Source organism: Nonomuraea sp. NPDC005650, assembly GCF_040605375.1.
Classification (GTDB): domain Bacteria; phylum Actinomycetota; class Actinomycetes; order Streptosporangiales; family Streptosporangiaceae; genus Nonomuraea.
This window is the reverse complement of the sequence record NZ_JBEXCR010000020.1, coordinates 79,339-100,632: the sequence shown is the minus strand read 5'-3', so window position 1 is coordinate 100,632 and position 21,294 is coordinate 79,339. Positions and strand designations below refer to the sequence as shown.

Below are 21,294 nucleotides of genomic sequence, written 5' to 3'. Positions count from 1 at the left end.
CTCTCATTTGTCCTCCTCATTCTCTTCGCCCCGGGTGAACGCTCGGCCCTGGCGGACGCCCTGCTGGAAGCTGGAGAGCCGGCTGCGCAGCCGCTCGGGTGAGATCTGTGGCGCCGGTGACGAAGCCTGGGGCTCGGCGAGGCTGGCCGTACCGGGCACCAGATTGGCCTTGGGGACGCGACGGGGCAGGCCCGAGGACGTCGTGCCACCCTGCGCGGGCTGTGCGGCAGCCTGCGCGGCCTGGAAACCGGAGTCCGCGGGCGAGGACCACTGCGCCCCCGCCCCCGACGCGCCCGGCGTGCGCCGCGGCAGACCCGAAAGGGGCTGCGCGGGAGCGGCCGGAGCGGGGGCCGGGTCTGCGGGCACGGCCGGGTGCACGGCCGTGACATCCGGCTCGTCCTCGTGGGCCACGGGCTCGCTGTACGGCCGCGGCGCCTCGGGCTCCGGCCGCCGGAACCAGTCGGACCCGACCGACGAGAAGATCGGCAGGAACTCGTCCCCCTGCTCCTCGATGGGCGAGTTGCGCACCACGGGGAGCGGGCCGGTCATGTCCTGCGAGGAGTAGTCGCCGGGCCCGAACCTGTCGAAGTTGGAGTGCCCGTTCTGCTGGAACGGGTCGGCAGGCTTGGGCTCATCCACGAACGGCGACCGGTACGACTCGCCGAACTGCGGCTGCGGACGGTCCTCGGACTCGAACAGCGACCTGCGCGGCACCGGGTCGGCGAACGACGACCACCGCGGCTCCTCCGGCTGCTGCTTGGGCGGCTCGGTGGCGAACGACGGCCAGCGCGGCTCTTCCTCCTGCAGGGGCGGCGGCTGCTCCGCGAAGGACGGCCACCGGTTGTCCGCGAACGACGTCGGCTGCGGCGCGGGCGGCTGCGGCGTCTCCTCGGCGAACGAGGGCCAGCGCTGCTCCCCGAACGGCTGCTCACCGAACGGCTGCTGCGCGGGCGGCGGGGTCTCCTCGGCGAAGGACGGCCAGCGCGGCTGGTCGCCGTTCTGCGAGCTCTGCGGCTGCTCCGCGAATGGCGCCTGCCGGTCCCCGAAGGGCTGCTCGCCGAACGGCTGGTCCCCGAAGGGCTGCTCACCGAACGGGCGGTCCGCTGCGGGCCGGTCGTTGAAGGTCGACGGCTGCTCACCGAACGCCGCGGGCTGCTCGCCGAACGGCGCGGGGTCGCCCCCGAAGGGAGCCCAGTTCCCGCCGCCGCTGCTCCCCGGCACGGGCAGCGTCCCCGGCCACTGGGTGTCCACCACGTGCTCGGGACCGTCGCCCGAGGGCGCCGACCCGAAGGAGCCGGACCCGTTGCGCGACTGGTCCGTGAACATGCTCGGGTCGAAGTCCGTGAACGCCTCGTACTGCCCGCCCTGCTGCGGCACGCCCAGCCCGCTGCTGATCAGCATGTCGGGCAGGAAGACCAGCGCGCTCAGGCCGCCCGTCTCCCGGGGGCTGAGCTGGACGCGGACGCCGTGCCGCAGGGCCAGCCGGCCGACCACGAACAGGCCCATGCGCCGCGACACCGAGACGTCCACGACGGGCGGGTTCGCCAGCCGCCAGTTGGCCTCGGAGAGCTCCTCCTGGTTCATCCCGATGCCCAGGTCGTTGATCGACACGAGCACGCCGCCCTCGGCGGGCGTGCTGGTGACCTGGACCTTGCTCTCGCGGGGAGAGAACGAGATCGCGTTCTCGATCAGCTCGGCGAGCAGGTGGACGGCGTCGGTGACGGCCGGGCCGACGATCAGCGTGCCGGACGGGATCTGGATCTGGACCCGCTCGTAGTTCTCGACCTCGGACAGCGAGGCGCGGGCGATGTCGACCAGCGGCACCGGCTCGCTCCACTTGCGCGCGGCCTCCTGGCCGGCGAGGACCAGGAGGTTCTCGCTGTTGCGGCGCATGCGGGTGGCCAGGTGGTCGAGCCTGAACAGGTTCGCGAGCCGCTGCTCGTCCTCTTCGCCCTGCTCCAGGCCCTCGATGAGCTGCAGCTGCCGCTCGACCAGCGTCTGGCTGCGGCGGGAGAGGTTGACGAACATGGAGTTGACGTTCGCGCGCAGCTTGGCCTCGTCGCCGGCCAGCCGGATCGCCTCGCGGTGGACCTCGTCGAAGGCCTGCGCGACCTCGCCGATCTCGTCGCGGGTGTTGATGCCGACCGAGGGCGTCTCGGGCACGTGCGCGCCGTCGCCGGACTCGCGCAGCACGCGGACGGTCTCGGGCAGCCGGGTCGTGGCGACCTGAAGCGCCTCGGCGCGCAGCCGGCGCAGCGGGCGGACCAGCGAACCGGCCACGCGGGTGGTGAAGACCAGGACGAGGAGCAGCAGGACGAGGATCATCGCACCGGAGATGATCGCGTTGCGCTGCTCGGTGTCGCTCAGGTCCCGGGTCCTGGCCACGATCCTGGTGGCCAGGCCGTCCTCGACCTTGCGCATGGCGTTTCCGGACAGCGTGGTCGACTCGTACCAGTTGCTCAGGTCACGGCGGGTGGTGACGTCGAGGTCCCGGATCTCGTTGTACTCACGCACCTGGGCGAGCGCCCGCTGGCGCATGGCGTCCCCGAGGTCGATCTCCAGGCCCTTGACGCCCTTCTGGTACGCGCTCAGGTCCTTGGGGTCGGCCTCCTGCTCGAAGGCGGCCAGCTCGGCCTGCTGCTTGTTCCAGGAGCCCAGGAAGTCCGACAGGTCGTCGTTGTCCAGCTTCCGCTGGACGAGCGCCACGATCAGGATGATCTGCTGGCGCGAGATCTCCTCCTTGACCCGCTGCAGCGAGCCGAGCGCGGCCACGTCACCCTGGAGGGTGTCGTCGTTGACGCCGTCGCCCAGGTCGCCCTCGATCGCGGAGAAGACGCCGATCATGGTGGTGTACGTGCTGATGGCGGCGCGCGGCGGCACGTTCGAGACCATCGACTCGCGGAGGCTGTCGAGACCGCCGAGCCATCGGCGCATGTTGTCGACGCCCTCGCGGACGCGGGCGGAGTGCGCGGCGTCGATGGCGTTGGCCGAGCTGAGCACCTGCTTCTTGGCCGTGTCCGTCGCCTGCCGCTGCGTCTTGAGCTGCACGAGGCGCTGGCCTCTGCTGCGGTCGGAGACGTACCACGCGGTGAGCGTGCGCTCCTTGCCGAGCTCGTGGTTGAGCGCGCCGATGCGCTGCACCAACTCTGCGACCTGGGTGAGCCGGCGGTACTCGGCGCTGGTGCCGATGGCGTTGGCCAGCTGCACGCCGGCGAGCAGCACGCCCACCACCGTGGGGATGAGGATCAGCGCGACCAGCCTAGAGCGCACACGCCAGTTCCCCAGCCGGAAACGTCCGCCTGTGTACTCCCCTGACCGCGTGTGCCTGGGGTCTTTCGTCCTCACTGACTCTCGCAACCTCTCGCCGGTACGTGCTCGAAAGAAATCAGACACGCGTGTGGCGCATGGGATTCGTTCCGGCTGGGTAATTGGAACACAACCCGTACCAGATCGGCCAACCGAACATATCCCATCACACGTGCCCAAAGGGTCACTTTGGGCAACATATCGCCGTACACGTCTTTAAGCGGGCCGGAACGAATCCCGCTCTGCGGGTGCCGCGTGCTTCACCATCAGGTGCCGCGTCACCGAGTACTCCTGCACCGCCTCCTGGCTCATGTCTTTGCCGAACCCACTGCCCTTCACCCCGCCGTGCGGCGCCTCGCTGGCGATGGGCAGATGGTCGTTCACCCAGGTCACACCCACATCGAGCCGGTGTGACACGCGCATCGCCCTGGAGACGTCACGCGACCACACCGACGAGGCCAGACCGTACCGCGTGTCGTTGGCCAGCCGGACCGCCTCGTCCTCGCCGTCGAACGGTAGCGCCACGAGCACGGGTCCGAAAAGCTCCCCTTGGACGATCTCGCTGTCCTGGGCGACGTCGGTCACGAGTGTGGGCGGGTAGAAAAAGCCGGAGCCCTCGATCGGGGCGCCGCCGTGGAGCACGCGCCCCCCGGCCCTGGAGACGAACCCGTGCACCCGATCCCGGTGAGCGGCCGAGATCAGCGGGCCGATGTCCGTGGCCGGGTCCCAGGGGTCACCGACGGTTATTCTGGCAAGAGTTGCCCGCAGCGCCTCGATCGCGTCCGCGTACACCTCACGGGCGACGTAGACGCGGGTCGCGGCCGTGCAGTCCTGCCCGGTGTTGTACGTCGCCCCCATCGCCACCCCGCGGGCCATCTCCGCGAGGTCGGCGTCCTCGAAGACCAGCGCCGGCGCCTTGCCGCCGAGTTCGAGGTGCACCCGCTTGAGCGTGGCCGCGGCCCCGGTCATGACCGCCCGGCCCGTCTCCGTGGAGCCGGTGACGCTGACCATGTCCACGCCCGGGTGGGTGACCAGCGCCTGACCGACCTCGGCGTCCCCGGTGACCGCCTGGACGAGCCCGTCGGGCGCGCCCGCCTTGGCGAACAGCTCGGCCAGCCGCAACGTCGTACGCGGGGTCTGCGGCGCCGGCTTGATCACCACAGCGTTGCCCGCGGCCACCGCCGGGCCGACCTTCCAGATCGCCATGACGAACGGGAAGTTCCACGGCGCGATCGACCCCACCACCCCGACGGGACGGCGCAGCATGACCGAGGTGTAGCCGGGACTGAAGACGCCGGCGCCCGAGCCTTCGAGGGAACGGGCGGCCCCGGCGAAGAAGCGCAGGTTGTCGACGGCGAACGGCAGCTCACCGTCCCTGAACACCGTCGCGGGCTTGCCCGTCTCCTCCACCTCCAGCCTGGTCAGCTCCTCGGCGTCGGCCTCCACCAGGTCGGCCACCCGCAGCAGCAGCCGCGCCCGGTCGGCCGGGGTGGTCTGCGACCACCCCTCGAAGGCCGCGCGGGCACGGTCCACGGCCGCCGCCACGCCCTCCACCGGAGTGTCCGGAATCTCGGCGCACGGCAGCCCGGTGGCGGGGTTGATCAGTTCACGCATGGGAATTCAGGTCCTCACTGGCCGATCTGCTCGATCAGGTCGGCGGCCCTGCGCAGGCCGTCGCGATGCCTGATCTCCTCACCCGCGGCGGCGATCCGGGCGCGCAGCTCGGTGTCCCCGAGCAGCCGCTCGACCGCCCCCTTCAGTTCTTCGTCCGTGAAGGTGTAGGTGGAAAGCCTCACACCATAGCCGAGTTCGTCGGCCCGCTGGGCGTTGTCGTACTGGTCCCAGAAGAGCGGCAGCAGGATCATCGGCTTGCCGAAGTGCAGCGCTTCTGTAGTCGTGTTGTTACCGCCGTGCGTGATGACCAGATCGCACAGTGGGATGATCTTCGTCTGCGGGAGGAACTCCGCACCCCACATGTTGTCGGCGAGCTTGATCTCCTCGTGCAGCGGGCCCTTGGAGACGATGTACTGGTGCGGCGTGGTGGCCAGCACGTCGATGACGCGCTGCATCAGCTCCACGTCGGAGGAGCCCAGCGAGCCGAGCGAGAAGTAGACCAGCGAGCCCTCCTTACGCTCGAACGGCAGCGCGAAAGCCTCGTCCGTCTCCCGGACCGAGGAGTCGAGCCGGTGCCAGGAGTCGCCGAGCGGGCGGTCGCCGACGTAGTCGAGGAGCTCGGGGTAGACGTAGAGGTTCAGGTCGCCCTCGTGGATGAAGTCGAGGTCGGGCAGCGGCTCGGTGCCCTGCTCGACGCACCACTCGTTGAAGGCGGTCCAGAGCTCGCGGTGGGTGCGGTCGTACTCGGCGCGGAAGGCCGCCCACTCCGAGCGGTCGTCGGCGGGCAGGCCGGAGAAGACCGGCGCGATGTTCTCGCCGCGCACCTCGAGCGGGTTGCAGGAGACGATGCGGACGAACTTCTTGCCCGCGGTGAGCAGAGCCGGGAACGTGATCACGTTATCCTCGACGATCACGTCGGGGTTGACGCGCTCGATGATCGCCTTGAGCTGCGGCTCGCAGTACTTCACGCCGTCGATCAGCTCGGCCCAGATGGGCTTGGTGACGGTGTCGAGCTGCTCCAGGGTGCTCTTGCGGTACTCGGGGGCGGTCTCGCGGATGAAGTCCTTCCAGAACTGCCCCGGGTCCTGCTCGTCGGCGTCCTCGGGTGGCGGGGCGAGGTCGACGAGGTCCTCCTCGAAGCCGAGCGCTTCGAGCTTGCCCTTCCACGACGCCTCCGCGGCGAAGACGACGCGGTGGCCGCGGCGGCGGAGGATGTCGCCGATGCCGATCGAGTTGTTGGTGGGCCCGTAGGCGCTTTCAGGCATGAACAGGATGGTGAGAGACATCGAGACTCCGGTCGAACTCATCATTTTGAAGAGGAATTCAAGAACTCATCTAGCGTGAAGGTCAAGTAACAGGCACTATGGTCACGGCTAACTGAACAGCAGCCAAACGAGTGAAGGCGGTGGGGGTGGCTCAGCGTAAGAGCCGTAATGACCGGCGCATCGACTTGATCGAGGCCGCGCGCAGGGCCATCATCCGTCACGGCGTCGACGGCGTGCAGCTCTCGCACGTCGCCGAGGAGGCCGGTCTGACCTCCGGCGCTGTGCTCTACCACTACCCCGACCTCAGCGAGCTGCTGGTCGAGGCGCAGCACGCGGGCATGGAGCGCTTCTACGAGCAGCGCGTACGGCAACTGACCACCCTCACCGACCCGGTCGAGAAGCTGGTGCTCACGATCAGGTCCGGGCTGCCGACCGGGCCGCTCGACCCCGACGTCCGCCTGCTCAACGAGCTGGGCGGGGCCGCGGGTCGCAATCGGGTCTACGGCGTGCTGCTCACCTCGCTCTACGATCGCCAGGTCTCGATGTACCAGGCGGTCCTGGACACCGGGGCCGCTTTGGGGGTGTTCAGGCTGAGCGCCGACTCGCTGACGATCGCGCGCAACCTGGTGGCGCTGGAGGACGCGTACGGCTACCGCATCACGGCCAGGCACCCGGTGATCGGCCCGGCCGAGGCGGCCGAGCTGATCCTGTCCTACGCCCGCGCTGCCACGGGCAACGACCTGGCCCACTGAGTTCACCGGTCGACCGCCATGATGACCGCGTCCTCGGCCTTCCAGCGCACCTTGACCTTCGCGCCCACCTTCACCACGCTCGCCCCCTGCACGGCGACGAGCACCGGCCTGGTGTGGCCCGGCACGTCCACGGAGATGTGCGACACGCCTCCGTAGAAGCTGACGTCCAGGACGCTGCCCTTGAGCCCGCGGGTGGCGTTCTCGTCGGCCAGCTCGACGCTCTCCGGCCGGACCGCCAGCAGCGCCCCGGCGCCCGCCTCCAGGTCGTCGAGCGGGTTGCCGGCCAGCATGCCGAAGTCGTCGGTCTTGATGCCGTCGAGCCCGCTGGCCGTGCCCAGGAAGAGGTTGTTGGCGCCGACGAAGTCGGCCACGAACGGCGTGCGGGGCCGCTCGTAGAGCGCGATCGGCTCGTCCACCTGCCGCACCTTGCCGCTGTCGAAGACCGCGATGCGGTCGGCCAGCGACATGGCCTCCTCCTGGTCGTGCGTGACCACCACGAACGTGATGCCCACCTCGTGCTGCAGGCGCTTGAGCTCCAGCTGCATGTCGGCGCGGACCTTCTTGTCCAGGGCCGACAGCGGCTCGTCGAGCAGCAGCAGGCGGGGCCGCTTGACGATGGAACGCGCCAGCGCGACCCGCTGCCGCTGGCCGCCGGAGAGCTGGGCGGGCTTGCGGCCGGCGTGCGCCGACAGCCCGACGGTCTCCAGCACCTCGCCGACGCGCTGCCGCACCTCCTGGCGGGGCAGCCGCTCGCGCTCCAGGCCGTAGGCCACGTTCTTGGCCACGGTCATGTGGGGGAACAGCGCGTACGACTGGAACATGAGGCTGATCGGCCGCCGGTTCGGCTGCTTGGACAGCAGATCCTCGCCGTCCAGCGTGACCGTGCCCCGGTCGGGCGTCTCGAACCCGGCGATGATGCGCAGCAACGTGGTCTTGCCGCAGCCCGAGGGCCCGAGCAGGGCGAAGAACTCGCCCTGGCCGATCTCCAGCGACACGTCGTCGAGTGCCGTGACCTCCCCGAACCTGCGGGTGATCCCGTCAATCCTGAGCACGCCTCTCCCCGATCTTCGTCATACGCTGGCCGGCGATCACCGCCGTGAAGCTCACGAGGAGCAGGATCGCGGCCAGCGCGTTGATCTTCGGGGTGACCCCGAACCGGATCATCGAATAGATCACGATCGGCAGCGTCTGGTCGCTGTTGCCGATCGTGAAGAACGCGATCACGAACTCGTCCAGCGACAGCGTGAACGCCAGCAGCGCACCGGCGACGATGCCCGGCGTCAGCTGCGGAAGCGTGATCTTCAAGAACGTCGTGACCGGCCCCGCGCCCAGATCCCGCGAGGCCTCCTCCAGCGAGGTGTCGGAGTTGGTCAGCCTGGTGCGCACCACCGCAGCCACGAACGCCATCGCGAACAGGCCGTGGGCGAGGATCACCGAGTACAGGCCGAGCGTGAGCTGGATCAGGCCGTAGAACAGCAGCAGGCCGATCGCGAGCACCAGGTCGGGCAGCACCGCCGGCATGAGCGCGATGGCGTCCAGCGTCTTGGACCTGGTGTGCCGGGCCAGCCCGACGGCCAGCAGCGTACCGAGCACGGTGGCGATCGCCGTTGCGCCCGTGGCCACGATCAGCGTGTTGACCAGGCCGTCCCTGACCCGCTCGTCGTTGAGCAGCTCGCCGTACCACTTGAGGCTGAAGCCCTCGTACGTGTACGCCGACTTGCCGGAGTTGAACGACATGACGACGAGCACGACGATCGGCAGGTACAGGAAGACGTACGTGGCCCAGAAGGGGACGTACAGGAGCTTTGACCTACGCACGGCGCGCCACCCTGGCCTGCACGAGGAGCAGCACGATCAGCACCGCGATGAGCGCCAGCGCGAGCGTCGAGCCGAACGGCCAGTCGCGGGCCTTCAGGAACTGGTCGCGGATCAGATTGCCCACCATGATCGACTTACTGCCGCCGAGGATCTCGGGGATGACGAAGTTGCCGAAGCTCGGCACGAACACGAACAGGCACCCGGTCATCACGCCCGGGACCGTCAGCGGCAGCGTGACCTTCCTGAAGGTGGTGAACGCCGAGGCGCCCAGGTTGGCCGAGGCCTCCCTGAGCTGCGGGTCGAGCCGCTCGATGGCGGAGTAGAGCGGCAGCACCATCAGCGGCAGGTACGAGTAGAGCAGCCCGGTCACGATCGTGCCCTGCTTGTAGAGCAGCTCCAGGTCCGTGCCCAGCAGCGAGTTGACCACGCCGGGGCCGCTCAGCAGGATGATCCAGGCGTACACGCGGATGATGAAGTTCGTCCAGAACGGCAGCACGATGGCGACCAGCGCCACCGTCTTCCACTTCGGCGGGAGCTGGGCGATCAGGTACGCCGTCGGATAGCCGATCAGCAGCGCGATCAGCGTCGTCAGCGTCGCGATCTTCAGCGAGACGCCCACCACGCTCAGGTAGAGCGGGTCGACCAGGCGCGCGAAGTTCTCGGTGGTGAACTCGTAGACGACACCGCCGAAGCGCCCGCGCTGGAACACCGTGTTGCTGAGCACCAGAGCCAGCGGCACCAGCAGCAGCACGATCAAATAGGTCATACCGGGTGACAGGAAAACGAACGCGCCGAGCCGGCGTTTCAGCCCACGCGACAACGACGCGCCCAGCCGGGGCCCCTCCGAAGGGGCCACCGGCCGGGTTTCGACCTCAGACTTCACTGCTCTTACTGCTGTGCCGTGACTTCGGTCGACAGGCGCGTGTACTTGGTCGACGCCTGGCCCAGGTCGATGATCGACTCACCGTTGAGCAGCTCGGCCGGCTTGATGCCGAGCAGCGAGCCCTTGGGGACCGAGACCCGCTCCATGGCGGCCTTGTTCGGGACCTTGTAGTTGATGTTCGCGGCGGCCCAGCTGTGGATCTCGGGGTCGAGGATGTAGTTGATCAGGGCGTGCGCGGCCTCCTTGTTCTTGGAGGACTTCATGATCACCATGGTGTCCACCCAGAGGTCGCTGCCCTCCTTCGGATTCGCGAACCCGATGTTGCCCTTCGGGTCGGTGGTCGGGCACCAGCCGTCCCACGCCTCGACCATCACGGCCTCGCCGGAGGTCAGCTTGTCACCGAACGTGGTGTCGTCGTAGCCGAGCAGGTGCGGCTTCTGCGCGACGAGGAGGTCCTTGACCTTGGCGATCTCGTCGTCCTTGTCGGTGTTGACCGAGTAGCCGAGCGCCTTGATCGCGGGCAGGGCCAGCCAGCGCTCGGTGGTCATCATGGTGACCTTCTTGTCGGCCCAGGCCGGCGGCTTCAGCAGATCGTTCCAACTGTCCGGGACCTTCTTCACCAGGTCCTTGCGGTAGCAGATGCCGGTCGTGCCCCAGGTGTAGGGCACCGAGTACTTGTTGCCCTTGTCGTAGGAGAGCTGCGTGGCCTCCGGGTAGAGGTTGGCCAGGTTGGGGATCAGCTCGGGGTGGATCGGCTCCAGCAGGCCCGCCGCGTTGAGCGCCTGGGCGTACTGGCCCGACACGAACGCCACGTCGATGCCGCTGTCACCGGGGGCGGTGAGCTTGGTCATCGCGACCTCGTTGGTGTCGTGCAGGGCGACCTTCATGTCCTTGACGTGAAGCTTCGCCTTGACCTTCTCCGGCAGCTCCTTGGGCGTGTAACCGTCCCACACCGTGATCTGGAGCGACTGCTGCGACAGGTCCGCGTTGGGCTTGAGCTGGTCCGCCGCCGCCGGCGTCGTGCCTTCTGAGCTGGTCGACGACTCACCGCCGCACGCCGCTACGGCGAGCGCGAGACCGGCCGCCGTGAGGGCGGCCGGGAGACGACGGGTGAACCGGATACGGGACACGGCCGCTACTCCTTCTGAAGTTTGCCTTGTTGTGGGGTCGCGCGACCTTACCGGACACGGCAGACCAGAGACAGGAGTGTTGCAGGGCAAATCAACATGAGCAAGACTTGTGATGACATTGCTACCTGCGAGCTCCGGAAGTTTGGTCCATAAAGTTTGAATTGGGATTCAATAGCCGATCGGCTGCTCTCTCTCGGTGAGAACCCCCTCACGGCCCGAGACCGGGGGGTCAGCGCCGCACTCCTCCCACTGCTCGAAGGTGAGGTGCCGCCGCCGTTCGCGGTGCGGCGCTTCCTCCGGCTGCCCAGCCTCTCGTACAGCCTTGGAGATCTCCACACTGGGGCCCCAGGTGAGCGGGATTTCGGTCCGCACGTGGATCAGACGAACTACTCGGTGGTGGTGGACGAGAAGGTCGTCGTCAAGTGGCTCACCCCACCTGTCCCACTGCCACACCCCGCCCCAGAGGTCTTCGCTCACCTCGTTGAGGCGGGATTCAACGACACAGCACCTCCTTACGCGGCCCTGACCCGCGCGGTGGACGGGAAGGAGCAGCTCCTGGCCCTGGTGACGGGCTACCTTCCGCAGGCCCGCGACGGCTGGGAGTGGTGCGTCGACGAGGCCGAGGCCGGCACCACGCGCTTCGCCCCCGTGCTCGGCCGCCTGGCCGCCGACCTCCACCTCGCCCTCGCCACACTCCCCACCCCGGCGGCGGGGCCAGGAACCGCGGGTACGGCGGCCAGGGCGGAGGCCGCGCTCGCGGAGGCGCTCGCACTCACGGACGGCGCGGACGGCGCGTGGCTGGCCGCGAAGGCCCCGGCGATCCGGCGCGAGCTGGCCGCCCTCCAGGAGCCCGTGGCGGGCCCCCGCATCAGGATCCACGGCGACCTCCACGTGGGCCAGATCCTCAAATGGCGCGACGGCTACGCGGTGATCGACTTCGACGGCAACCCCACCGTCACCGACGCCGACCCGTGCCAGCCGGCCGCCAGGGACGTGGCCCAGCTCACCACGAGCATCGAACACGTGGCCCAGGTCGCGATCAAGCGCAGGGACGCCGCCCCCGACGCGGCGGCCGCGTGGGCCGCGAAGGCCCGCGCCGGGCTGCTGGCCGCCTACCGGGCCCGCCTGGCCGAGAGGGACCGGCCTGACCTGCTCGACGAGCGGCTGCTGCGGCCGTTCGAGGTGGAGCAGGAGTGCCGCGAGCTCATCTACGCCGCCCGCCACCTCCCCCGCTGGCGTTACGCCCCCATGGGCGTCCTGCGCACCTGGTACCAAGAGGAGAACATCACGTGAATTCCGAGCTCTACCTGTCCGACCTGGAAGCCAAGCCCGCGGCGCTCAGAGGGCTGGCCGCCGCGCTGCGGGAGGAGAACCCGTTCGCGGCCCTCCCCCAGGGCCTCACCAGGGTGCTCCTCCTGGGCATGGGCAGCTCCAGGTACGCCGCGGGCGTGGCCGCGCTGCGCCTGCGCGGCGCGGGCGTGGACGCCTACGCCGACTACGCCTCGGCGGCGGCCACCTACCCGGCCGCCGCGGACACCCTGGTCGTCCCGATCTCGGCCACCGGTTCGAGTACGGAGACCCTCGACGCCGTGGAACGGTACACGGGCGGCCCGTCCTATCTGGCGGCGCTCACCAACACCCAGGGCTCCCCCCTCGCCGAGCGGGCCGACCTGGTGATCGACATGCGCGCGGGCGAGGAGCGCGGCGGCGTCGCCTGCCGTACGTTCCAGCACACGCTGGCCCTCCTCCTGGCTTTGGAGGCCCACCTCACCGGGGCGGACCGCGACCTGCCGGGGCTGCTGGAGCGGTCCGCCGAGGCCACGGCGGACCTCCTGGACAGGAGGGACGAATGGCTCCCCCTGACCATGGAGCTGCTGGACGGCGACCGCGGCGTCTACACCATCGCCCCCGTCGAGCGGCTGTCGTCGGCCGAGCAGTCGGCGCTGATGTTCCGCGAGGGACCGCGCCGCCCCGCCGACGCGTGCGAGACGGGCGACTGGTCACACGTGGACGTCTACCTCACCAAGACCCTCGACTACCGCGCCCTGCTCTTCCCCGGCTCCCGCTACACCGCCCAGGCCATGGACTGGGTGCGCGAGCGCGGCTCCACGGTGGTCACCGTCGGCGCCGAGGTCAAGGACGCCACGGCCGCCGTCAGGTACGCGCACGACGACGACCCGGACGTCGCCCTGCTCACCGAGACGCTGGTGGCCGAGCTGGTCGCCGGGGAGTGGTGGGCGGGCCAGTAGGGGTCTAACTCGCCCGCGCGGCGAGCGCGTGCTCGACGAGCGAGATGAGGGCGTGCTTGACCGCGGGCCGCGCCCGCGCGTCGGTGCGGACGATCGGTATGTGCGGCGAGAGCGTGAGCGCCTCCCGCACCTCGCTCTCGCTGTGCGAGAACACCCCGTCCCAGCCGTTCAGCCCGATGATGAACGGGATGCCGGACTCCTCGAAGTAGTCGATGGCCGGGAAGCTGTCGGCCAGCCGCCGCGAGTCCACCAGCACCACGGCCCCGATGGCGCCGCGCACGAGGTCGTCCCACATGAACCAGAACCGGTGCTGCCCCGGCGTGCCGAACAGATAGAGGATCAGATCCTGGTCCAGTGAGAGCCGCCCGAAGTCCATGGCCACGGTGGTGGTGGTCTTGCCCGGCGTGAGCCCGAGGTCGTCGATGCCCTCGGACGCGTCCGTCATCACCGCCTCCGTGGTCAGCGGCATGATCTCGGATACGGAGCCCACGAACGTGGTCTTCCCTACACCGAACCCGCCCGCCACGACGATCTTCGTGGAGGTGAGGCGGCTAGAGCCTGCGAAGTCCACTCAATACCCTTTCGAGCAGGCCCCTGTCGGGGAGGCCCGCGTCAAGCTGGGGCTGGTACACCCTGACCAGCCCGTCCGCTTCCATATCGGCCACCAGCACCCTCGCCACCCCGAGAGGAACGCTCAGCAGCGCGGAGATCTCCGCCACGGAGCGCACCTGCCGGCACAACTCGCTGATCGCGCGATATTCGCGGGTGTACGTCATGCCGAGTCGTGCCGAGGTGGCTGACGATACCAGGGCCTCCATGGCGAGGTCCGTGCGAGGAGTCGTCCTGCCGCCGGTGACGGCGTACATCCGGACGAGCGAACTGCGCTCGGGCTCCGGCTCATCGTGGTGCCACGGTGCCAACGTCTACTCCCATCACCCTGTCGGTCCGGCCGCCGCGGCATCCATCAGGGACGCACCGCCGACAGCTCCGCCCGCACGGCAGGCGTGAGCACCTGCCCGGCGCGCTCGACCAGGATCGTCATCTGGTAGGCCACCAGGCCCATGTCACAGTCGGGCGCGGCCAGCACCGCCAGGCAGGATCCGTCGCTGATCGACATGACCAGCAGCAGGCCGCGTGCCATCTCGACGAGCGTCTGGGTGACCCCGCCGCCTTCGAACACCCGCGCCGACCCCTGCGTGAGGCTGACGAGCCCGGCCGCGATGGCGGCGAGCTGGTCGGCGCGGTCTTTCGGAAAGTCTCTGGAGTACGCCATCGGCAGCCCGTCGGCGGACACGACCACGGCGTGCGCCACCCCGGGGACCTCTTCGACGAAGCTGGTGACCAGCCAGTTCATGTCCCTGGCCGCCTGGCTGAGCTCCTTCACGAGTCCTCCTCAAGCTCGGCGCGACCCTTGCGCACACCCTGCTGGTAGCTGGCCAGCCTGTTGCGCAGCCGGTCGGGCGACACCGGAGGAGTGGGAGCGGACGGGGGTTTCGGACTCGCGGTGCCCGGTACCAGATTCGCTCTCGGTGTCCGCTTCGGCAAGCCCGAGTTGGTCGTGCCGTTCTGCGCCGGCTCCGCGGCCGCGCCGGCGGCCTGCCAGCCCTGATCGGCGGCGGAGGACCAGGCGGAGTCGCGGTGGTCGGCCGTGGGCGTGGTCTTGGTGAACCAGCTGCTCCCCTCCTCGACGGCGGAGTAGATGGGCAGGACGTCGTCGTCCCTGGACGGCGCCGGCGGGGTGGCGAACGACGGGTAGGAGTCGCGTGAGTCGCCCAGGTCCGGCGGCAGCTGCTCGACCGAGTGCGCGGGCGAGGAGCGGAACCAGGACGAGGGCTCGGGCGCCGGCGGGACGGCGTCCAGCGACGGGTGCCCGAACAGGGGCCCGGGGAAGGGCTCGGCCGGTGGCAGCGTCCCGAAGGACGGATGCCCGGGGAAGGGCGCGGCGGGTGTCGGCGAGTGGGCCTGCCTGGGCACCGGGATGCGCGCCGGCACGGGCACCATGCCCGGCACCGTGCCCGACAACGCCGTGAGCAGCGCGGGCGGGACCAGCACCATGGCGGTCAGCCCGCCGATGTCCTGCATGCGCAACTGGACCCGGATGCTGTGCCGCAGGGCCAGCCGGCCGACCACGAACAGGCCCATGCGCCGCGACACCGACACGTCCACGACGGGCGGGTTCGCCAGCCGCCAGTTGGCCTCGGCCAGCTCCTCGGCGCTCATGCCGATCCCGTGGTCGGTGACCGACAACATCAGCGAGCCGCCGTCGATGCGGCTGCTGGAGATGATGACCTTGGTGTCCCGCGAGGAGAACGAGACCGCGTTCTCGACCAGCTCGGCGAGCAGGTGCACGACGTCGGTGACGGCCTGGCCGGCGATGGCGACGTCCGACTGGACCTGGATGCTGACCCGGTCGTAGCTCTCGACCTCGCCGAGCGCGGCCCGCACGATGTCCATCAGCTCGACCGGCTCGCTCCACTTGCGTGCCGCCTCCTGGCCGGCGAGGACCAGGAGGTTCTCGCTGTTGCGGCGCATGCGGGTGGCCAGGTGGTCGAGCCTGAACAGGTCGCCGAGCCGGGTGTCGTCGCGCTCGCCGCGCTCCAGCCGCTCGATCAGCGTGAGCTGCCGCTCGACCAGCGTCTGGCTGCGCCTGGACAGGTTGACGAACATGGCGTTGACGTTCGCCCGCAGCTTGGCCTCGTCGCCGGCCAGCCGTACGGCCTCGCGGTGCACCTCGTCGAACGCGCGGGCGACCTCGCCGACCTCGTCCCTGGAGAAGACCCCGATGGGCGGGACCTCGGTGTGGACGACGCCGTCGCGGGACTCGCGCAGGTGCTGAACGAAGTCCGGCAGCCGCCGGCCCGCGATCTCCAGAGCCTCGCCGCGCAGGCGGCGCAGCGGGCGCACGAGCGACCTGGCCACTCCGGTGGTGATCAGCAGGACGGCCACGAGCAGGGCGAGCACGGCGCCCGCGGTCACGAGGGCCTGCTGCCGCTCGTCCGCGCTGAGCGCCTCGCTGCGGGCCACGATGCCCTGGGCCTGGCGCTCCTCGACCTCGCGCATGGAGTCGACGACCACGTTGACCGCGTCGAACCACTCCTTGGCGTCGTCGCGCTTGCTCAGGTCGAGGCCGCGCAGCGGCAGGCCCTTCGTGCTCCTGATGAGCACCAGCTCGCGCAGGAACAGCATGCGGTCGGCGGACCTGCCGTTGACGGTCTCGTCGAAGAAGCGGCGCTCGTCGGCGGTGGCCTCGGCGGAGTACGCCTTGCGCTCGTTCGTCTCCTTGGACTGCTCGCCGAGGAAGCGCTTGAGCTGCTCCTCGTCGAACGCGCCCTCGACGAGCACGGCGGTGACCAGGGCCTGCTGGTAGGAGACGCTCTCCTTCGCCCTGGCCAGGGCGTTCAGCATGCGCGTCCGGCGGAACAGCTCGTCGTCCACGATGTCCTTGATCAGCTCGTTGTGGACGGAGAGCAGGTCGCCGATCACGGTCGTGTAGAGCTCGACGGCGGGGCCCGGCAGCAGGTTGGCGTCCAGCGCCTGCTTGCGCAGGGCGGTCAGGTCGTCCAGCCGGCCGAGCAGGTTCTCGAGCTGGTCGGCGCTACGGCCGCTCGCCTCGGTCAGCAGTTGCCCGGCGGTCCCGCGTACCTGCCTGACGGCCTGGTCCGCCTGGTCCATCTGGGCCTGCACCGTGGAGAGCATCCCCGCCGGCCGGTTGCGCGCTATGTACCAGGCGGTCGTGGCCCGCTCGGCGGCCACCTGATGGGTGAGCCCGCCCAGCTCGGCGGAGAGCTGGGCGAACTGGTTGGTACGCGCGTAGTCGCCGGCGGCGGACGTCCTGGCGTACACCTGGATACCGCCGAGCAGCACGGCGGCGGCCGTCGGGATCAGGATGAGGGCGACAAGGCGCGCTCGTACGCGCCAATTGCTCAGCCGCCAGTTGCCGTTACTGGCCTTCCTCTCACCCAACGCTGTAGTCACCGAACGCACCTCGCCCGAATCGGCGTATTTGAGGGGGCTGTGTCCCGTGGGGAAATCAGCAAGTGCCGGCTAATTAGAACACATCCCACAGTAGTGTGGCCCACCCGAACATAACGCTACAAAAATCGACTCGTGTGACTCAAGTGGCAAAACCTGGAGCTCCATGATTCATGATCGCAAAGCGGGAAATAAACCTTTAACGCGTTACATGTCCGGTTGTGGGGCTTTTGTACGTTCCAAATGCATAACACGCCAGGACCACAGAGGTCTCTGGAAGGTCACAACACGTTGAGATTTCCGTTATTCGCGCCATATGTTGTGGCGGTCAAAGAAGGAGGCGAGGGTGGGGGTTTCTCCCGACAGCGCGGCCATCACCGTTGAGGGCCTTTGGAAGATCTTCGGCTCCAGGGCACAGAAAGTCCTGGACAGCGAGGACAGGCAGCTCGACCAGGCAGCGCTGAGAGAGAAGACCGGCTGCACCGCCGCCGTCAGGGACGTGAGCTTCGAGGTGCGCCCTGGCGAGGTCTTCGTGGTCATGGGCCTGTCCGGCAGCGGCAAGTCCACCCTCGTACGCTGCCTCACCCGGCTGATCGAGCCCAGCGCCGGCGAGATCAGGATCGGCGGCGAGGACATCGGCCGGGCCTCCCCCGCCAGGCTCCGCGAGATCCGCCGTCACCAGGTCAGCATGGTCTTCCAGCATTTCGGCCTGCTGCCGCACCGCAAGGTGATCGACAACGTGGCGTACGGGCTGGAGATCCAGGGCACCGCCAAGGCCGCCAGGCACGCGCGGGCCGCGGAGATCCTCTCCCTCGTCGGCCTCGACGGGTACGCCGACGCCTACCCCGACCAGCTCTCCGGCGGGATGCAGCAGCGCGTCGGCCTGGCCCGCGCGCTGGCCGTGGACCCGCAGGTGATGCTGTTCGACGAGCCGTTCAGCGCGCTCGACCCGCTGATCAGGCGCGACATGCAGGCCGAGGTGATCCGCCTGCACCGGGAAGTCGGCAAGACGATGGTGTTCATCACGCACGACCTGTCCGAGGCGCTGAAGCTCGGCGAGCGGATCGCGATCATGCGGGCGGGCTCGATCGTGCAGCTCGGCACCGCGGAGGAGCTGGTGGGCGCGCCCGCCGACGACTACGTGGCCGACTTCGTGCGCGACGTGCCCAGGAGCCACGTGCTGACGCTGCGCTGGATCTGCCGCGAGCCCGAGCCCGGCGAGCCGCTGGACGGGCCCGTCCTGCCGGTCACCACGCTCATCACGGACGCCATCGGCGCCTCGTCCGCCTCCTCCCGCCCCATCAGGGTCGTGGACGGCGACGACCTCGTGGGAGTCGTGGACCGCGTGGACCTGCTGACCTTCCTGTCCGGCGCGGACGTCGCCATGAAGGCAGGGGCATGAGCAGCACCGCTGTCAGCACCGCTTCCCGTCTGAGGTTGCCGAAGTGGGTGGCCCCCGCCGGGGTCGCGGCCCTCTTCGTGGTGGCGTACCTGGTCTTCCGCGGCACGGCGACGCTGCCGCACGACAAGGAGGCGCCGCAGTTCCTGGCCGTCACCGACCTGCGCGAGTGGATCGACGACCACCGCAACGACAACCCGCTCTTCCTGTACTTCCTCAACTACATCCGGCTCTTCGTGGGCTGGCTGTTCGGCCTGTTCCAGTCGGTCCTGTACGCGCTCGGCTGGCCCGGCATCACCGGTGTCATGGGCGCGCTGGCCTGGCTGGCGGGCGGCTGGCGGATCGGGCTGGCCGCGGTGGCGGGCGTGAGCGCGTTCGGCTTCCTCGGGCTCTGGGAGTCGAGCGTCGACACGCTGGCCCTGGTCGCGGTCTCGGTGCTGCTGTCGCTGGCCATCGGGATCCCGGTGGGCGTCTGGGCCGGGCTCTCGGGCCGCGTCCGGCGGGTGATCACACCGGTGCTGGACGTCATGCAGATCATGCCGACGTTCGCGTACCTGGCGCCGCTCGCGCTGTTCTTCCACATCGGCGCCCCGGCCGGGGCCATCGCGACGATGATCTACTCGATCCCGCCGGCCATCCGCATCACCGCGCTGGCCGTCTCCGAGGTCTCCCCCACGGCCGTCGAGGCGTCCAGCTCGCTGGGCGCGACGGGCCGGCAGACGCTGTTCAAGGTCTACCTGCCGCTGGCCAGGTCCACGATGGCGCTGGCCGTCAACCAGACGATCATGATGGCCCTGTCCATGGTCGTCATCGCGAACCTGATCTCCGCCCCCGGACTGGGCGGCGACATCATCCGCGGCCTGTCGCGGGCGCAGGTCGGCATCATGCTCCCGGCGGGCGTGGCCATCGTCATCATGGCGGTGCTGCTCGACCGCACCATGATGGCCATCGCCCACCGCGAACCCCATGCCCGGCTGCGCATGCTCGATCTCGTCCCCGCGGGCGTGCTGGCCGTGGCCGGGCTCGCGCTCATCCCCGTGCTGCCCAAGACGTGGCCGGACGGCCTCACGGTCAACTTCGTGGCCGAGGTGAACGACGCCGTCCGCTGGGCCGAGACCAGCTGGTACGGCGTGACCACGCTCATCAAGGACCTCACGACCAGCGCCCTGCTCAACCCGCTGGAGACGCTGCTCACCTCGGCCCCGTGGTGGCTGGTCGCCCTGGCGGTGCTGGCCGTGGCCTGGCGCGTGAGCGGGGTACGCCCGGCGCTGACGGCGCTGGGCTGCCTGCTGGCCATCGCGCTGCTCGGCGTCTGGGAGCACACCATGCAGACGCTGACCACGGTCGTCGTGGCGGTGTTCGTCACGCTGGTCGTCGGCCTGCTGCTCGGCGTGGCCGCGGCCCGCTCGCCGCGGTATTCGGCCGTGCAGCGGCCCATACTCGACGCCGCGCAGACCATGCCGGCGTTCGTCTACCTGCTGCCGGCGCTGGCCCTGTTCGAGACCACCCGCTTCACGGCGATCTTCGCCTCGGTCATCTACGCGGTGCCGCCGGTGGTGCGGCTGGTCGAGGACGGCATCAAGGGCGTGCCCCCCACGGTCGTCGAGGCGGCCGCCTCGGCGGGCTCGACCTCGGGCCAGCTCCTGTGGAAGGTGCAGCTGCCCATGGCCAGGCAGGCGATCCTGCTCGCGGCCAACCAGGGCATCGTGATGACGCTGGCCATGGTGGTCGTCGGCGGTCTGGTCGGGGCGGGGGCCCTCGGCTACGACGTGGTCGTCGGATTCTCCCAGCGACCCGATTTCGGCATGGGCTTCGTGGCCGGCATCGCGACCGTGCTGCTCGGAGTCATGCTCGACCGCATCACGCAGGGCGCCGACAGGCGCCCCTCCCCCCGAAAAAGGAAATCCACATGAAGATTCGCCTGCTCGCAGGCCTCCTCGCCCTCGGGCTCGCCGCTGTCGGTTGCGGCGGGGCCAAGGTCGAGACCTCTACCAGCTCCACCGCCGCCGCCCCGCAGGCCTCCGGCTCAAGCGCCCCCACCGGGACCGTGAAGATCGCCATCAACCCGTGGGTGGGCTACGAGGCCAGCGCGAACGTCGTCGCGTACCTGCTGAAGAACGAGCTCCACTACAACGTCGAGCTGCCCGAGATCAAGGAGCAGCTCGCGTGGGAGGGCTTCGAGACCGGCGACGTCGACGTCATCATCGAGAACTGGGGCCACCCGGACCTGAAGAAGAAGTTCATCGAGGAGAAGAAGGTCGCGGCCGAGGCCGGCTCCACCGGCAACAAGGGCATCATCGGCTGGTACGTGCCGAAGTGGATGGCCGACAAGTACCCGGACATCACCGACTACAAGAACCTCAACAAGTACGCCTCCCTGTTCAAGACCTCGGAGTCCAGCGGCAAGGGCCAGCTCCTCGACGGTGACCCCAGCTACGTCACCAACGACGAGGCCCTGGTCAAGAACCTGAAGCTGGACTACAAGGTCGTGACGGGCGGCAGCGAGGCGGCCCTGCTCAAGTCCGCCACGCAGGCGCAGGAGCAGCAGAAGGCGCTGCTGTTCTACTTCTGGACGCCGCACTGGCTCTTCGACAAGGTGGACCTGGTCCGGGTCAACCTGCCGGCCTGGACCGAGGGCTGCGACGCCGACCCCAAGAAGGTCGCCTGCGACTACCCGGAGATGGACCTCGACAAGATCGTCAGCAAGAAGTTCGCGGACACCGGCGGCAAGGCGTACGAGCTGGTCAAGAACTTCAGCTGGACGAACGAGGACCAGAACGCCGTCGCCAACGACATGACCAACAACGGCCTGTCCGGCGAGCAGGCCGCCAAGAAGTGGATCGAGGCCAACACCGCCAAGTGGCAGGCCTGGATCCCCAAGTGACGCCCTCTTGACCGCGGCCCCC

Annotated in this window: 17 protein-coding genes; 6 read left to right on the top strand and 11 right to left on the bottom strand. The window is 69.3% G+C overall.

What is annotated here, in order from left to right:
* Positions 1-3 precede the first annotated feature (3 nt).
* From ABZS69_RS32415 to ABZS69_RS32405, 3 genes are all read right to left on the bottom strand, one after another.
* Positions 4-3,270, bottom strand: a complete 3,267-nt coding sequence (locus ABZS69_RS32415; protein WP_355379133.1) for a nitrate- and nitrite sensing domain-containing protein — start codon at positions 3,268-3,270, stop codon at positions 4-6.
* A gap of 252 nt (positions 3,271-3,522) precedes the next feature.
* Positions 3,523-4,920 (bottom strand): aminobutyraldehyde dehydrogenase, encoded by a 1,398-nt coding sequence (locus tag ABZS69_RS32410; protein ID WP_355379132.1) that lies wholly within the window; start codon positions 4,918-4,920, stop codon positions 3,523-3,525.
* 14 nt (positions 4,921-4,934) lie between these two features.
* Positions 4,935-6,185, bottom strand: coding sequence for a nucleotide disphospho-sugar-binding domain-containing protein (locus ABZS69_RS32405; RefSeq protein WP_355379131.1), 1,251 nt, complete (start codon positions 6,183-6,185; stop codon positions 4,935-4,937).
* A gap of 146 nt (positions 6,186-6,331) precedes the next feature.
* Here ABZS69_RS32405 and ABZS69_RS32400 point away from each other — a divergent pair, with 146 nt between their 5' ends.
* Positions 6,332-6,937 carry a TetR family transcriptional regulator gene (locus ABZS69_RS32400; RefSeq protein WP_355379130.1) on the top strand — a complete coding sequence of 202 codons (606 nt, stop codon included), beginning with the start codon at positions 6,332-6,334 and terminating at the stop codon, positions 6,935-6,937.
* A gap of 2 nt (positions 6,938-6,939) precedes the next feature.
* Here ABZS69_RS32400 and ABZS69_RS32395 read toward each other — a convergent pair whose 3' ends face one another.
* The 4 genes from ABZS69_RS32395 to ABZS69_RS32380 form a co-directional block, all read right to left on the bottom strand.
* Positions 6,940-7,989, bottom strand: coding sequence for an ABC transporter ATP-binding protein (locus ABZS69_RS32395; protein ID WP_355379129.1), 1,050 nt, complete (start codon positions 7,987-7,989; stop codon positions 6,940-6,942).
* Positions 7,976-8,755 (bottom strand): ABC transporter permease, encoded by a 780-nt coding sequence (locus ABZS69_RS32390; RefSeq protein ID WP_355379128.1) that lies wholly within the window; start codon positions 8,753-8,755, stop codon positions 7,976-7,978. The genes ABZS69_RS32395 and ABZS69_RS32390 overlap by 14 nt, the downstream gene beginning before the upstream one ends.
* A complete protein-coding gene (locus tag ABZS69_RS32385) occupies positions 8,748-9,521 on the bottom strand; it encodes an ABC transporter permease (protein WP_355379126.1) in 774 nt (257 codons plus the stop codon). Before ABZS69_RS32385 ends, ABZS69_RS32390 begins: the two co-directional genes overlap by 8 nt.
* Positions 9,522-9,643: 122 nt before the next feature.
* Positions 9,644-10,768, bottom strand: a complete 1,125-nt coding sequence (locus tag ABZS69_RS32380; RefSeq protein WP_355379125.1) for a spermidine/putrescine ABC transporter substrate-binding protein — start codon at positions 10,766-10,768, stop codon at positions 9,644-9,646.
* Positions 10,769-11,140: 372 nt separating this feature from the next.
* Here ABZS69_RS32380 and ABZS69_RS32375 point away from each other — a divergent pair, with 372 nt between their 5' ends.
* Both ABZS69_RS32375 and ABZS69_RS32370 read left to right on the top strand, forming a co-directional pair.
* A complete protein-coding gene (locus ABZS69_RS32375; protein WP_355379124.1) occupies positions 11,141-12,061 on the top strand; it encodes a hypothetical protein in 921 nt (306 codons plus the stop codon).
* A complete protein-coding gene (locus ABZS69_RS32370) occupies positions 12,058-13,017 on the top strand; it encodes an SIS domain-containing protein (RefSeq protein WP_355379123.1) in 960 nt (319 codons plus the stop codon). Before ABZS69_RS32375 ends, ABZS69_RS32370 begins: the two co-directional genes overlap by 4 nt.
* A gap of 4 nt (positions 13,018-13,021) precedes the next feature.
* Here the strand turns inward: ABZS69_RS32370 and ABZS69_RS32365 are convergent, their stop codons facing one another.
* The 4 genes from ABZS69_RS32365 to ABZS69_RS32350 all read right to left on the bottom strand — a co-directional run bounded on the left by ABZS69_RS32365 (position 13,022) and on the right by ABZS69_RS32350 (position 16,992).
* Positions 13,022-13,588 (bottom strand): ATP/GTP-binding protein, encoded by a 567-nt coding sequence (locus ABZS69_RS32365; protein WP_355379122.1) that lies wholly within the window; start codon positions 13,586-13,588, stop codon positions 13,022-13,024.
* Complete coding sequence (locus ABZS69_RS32360; RefSeq protein ID WP_355379268.1) at positions 13,569-13,883, bottom strand: DUF742 domain-containing protein; 315 nt, start codon at positions 13,881-13,883, stop codon at positions 13,569-13,571. Before ABZS69_RS32360 ends, ABZS69_RS32365 begins: the two co-directional genes overlap by 20 nt.
* Before the next feature lie 98 nt (positions 13,884-13,981).
* Positions 13,982-14,401 (bottom strand): roadblock/LC7 domain-containing protein, encoded by a 420-nt coding sequence (locus tag ABZS69_RS32355; RefSeq protein ID WP_355379121.1) that lies wholly within the window; start codon positions 14,399-14,401, stop codon positions 13,982-13,984.
* On the bottom strand, positions 14,398-16,992 hold the full coding sequence (locus ABZS69_RS32350; RefSeq protein WP_355379120.1) for a nitrate- and nitrite sensing domain-containing protein: 2,595 nt from the start codon (positions 16,990-16,992) through the stop codon (positions 14,398-14,400). The genes ABZS69_RS32355 and ABZS69_RS32350 overlap by 4 nt, the downstream gene beginning before the upstream one ends.
* 343 nt (positions 16,993-17,335) lie before the next feature.
* Here ABZS69_RS32350 and ABZS69_RS32345 point away from each other — a divergent pair, with 343 nt between their 5' ends.
* From ABZS69_RS32345 to ABZS69_RS32335, 3 genes are read left to right on the top strand one after another with little or no spacing between them, the layout of a single operon-like run.
* Positions 17,336-18,391, top strand: coding sequence for a glycine betaine/L-proline ABC transporter ATP-binding protein (locus ABZS69_RS32345; RefSeq protein ID WP_355379119.1), 1,056 nt, complete (start codon positions 17,336-17,338; stop codon positions 18,389-18,391).
* Positions 18,388-20,301: an ABC transporter permease subunit gene (locus ABZS69_RS32340; RefSeq protein ID WP_355379118.1), complete on the top strand. Its 1,914-nt coding sequence runs from the start codon at positions 18,388-18,390 to the stop codon at positions 20,299-20,301. The genes ABZS69_RS32345 and ABZS69_RS32340 overlap by 4 nt, the downstream gene beginning before the upstream one ends.
* Positions 20,298-21,272, top strand: coding sequence for an ABC transporter substrate-binding protein (locus ABZS69_RS32335; protein ID WP_355379117.1), 975 nt, complete (start codon positions 20,298-20,300; stop codon positions 21,270-21,272). The genes ABZS69_RS32340 and ABZS69_RS32335 overlap by 4 nt, the downstream gene beginning before the upstream one ends.
* Positions 21,273-21,294: the final 22 nt, after the last annotated feature.

Excerpts from the sequence above, each read along its gene's own strand:
- ABZS69_RS32410 (WP_355379132.1), bottom strand. The coding sequence starts at position 4,920 with ATGCGTGAACTGATCAACCCCGCCACCGGGCTGCCGTGCGCCGAGATT.
- ABZS69_RS32405 (WP_355379131.1), bottom strand. The coding sequence starts at position 6,185 with ATGCCTGAAAGCGCCTACGGGCCCACCAACAACTCGATCGGCATCGGC.
- ABZS69_RS32385 (WP_355379126.1), bottom strand. The coding sequence starts at position 9,521 with ATGACCTATTTGATCGTGCTGCTGCTGGTGCCGCTGGCTCTGGTGCTC.
- ABZS69_RS32360 (WP_355379268.1), bottom strand. The coding sequence starts at position 13,883 with ATGTACGCCGTCACCGGCGGCAGGACGACTCCTCGCACGGACCTCGCC.
- ABZS69_RS32340 (WP_355379118.1), top strand. The coding sequence starts at position 18,388 with ATGAGCAGCACCGCTGTCAGCACCGCTTCCCGTCTGAGGTTGCCGAAG.
- ABZS69_RS32335 (WP_355379117.1), top strand. The coding sequence starts at position 20,298 with ATGAAGATTCGCCTGCTCGCAGGCCTCCTCGCCCTCGGGCTCGCCGCT.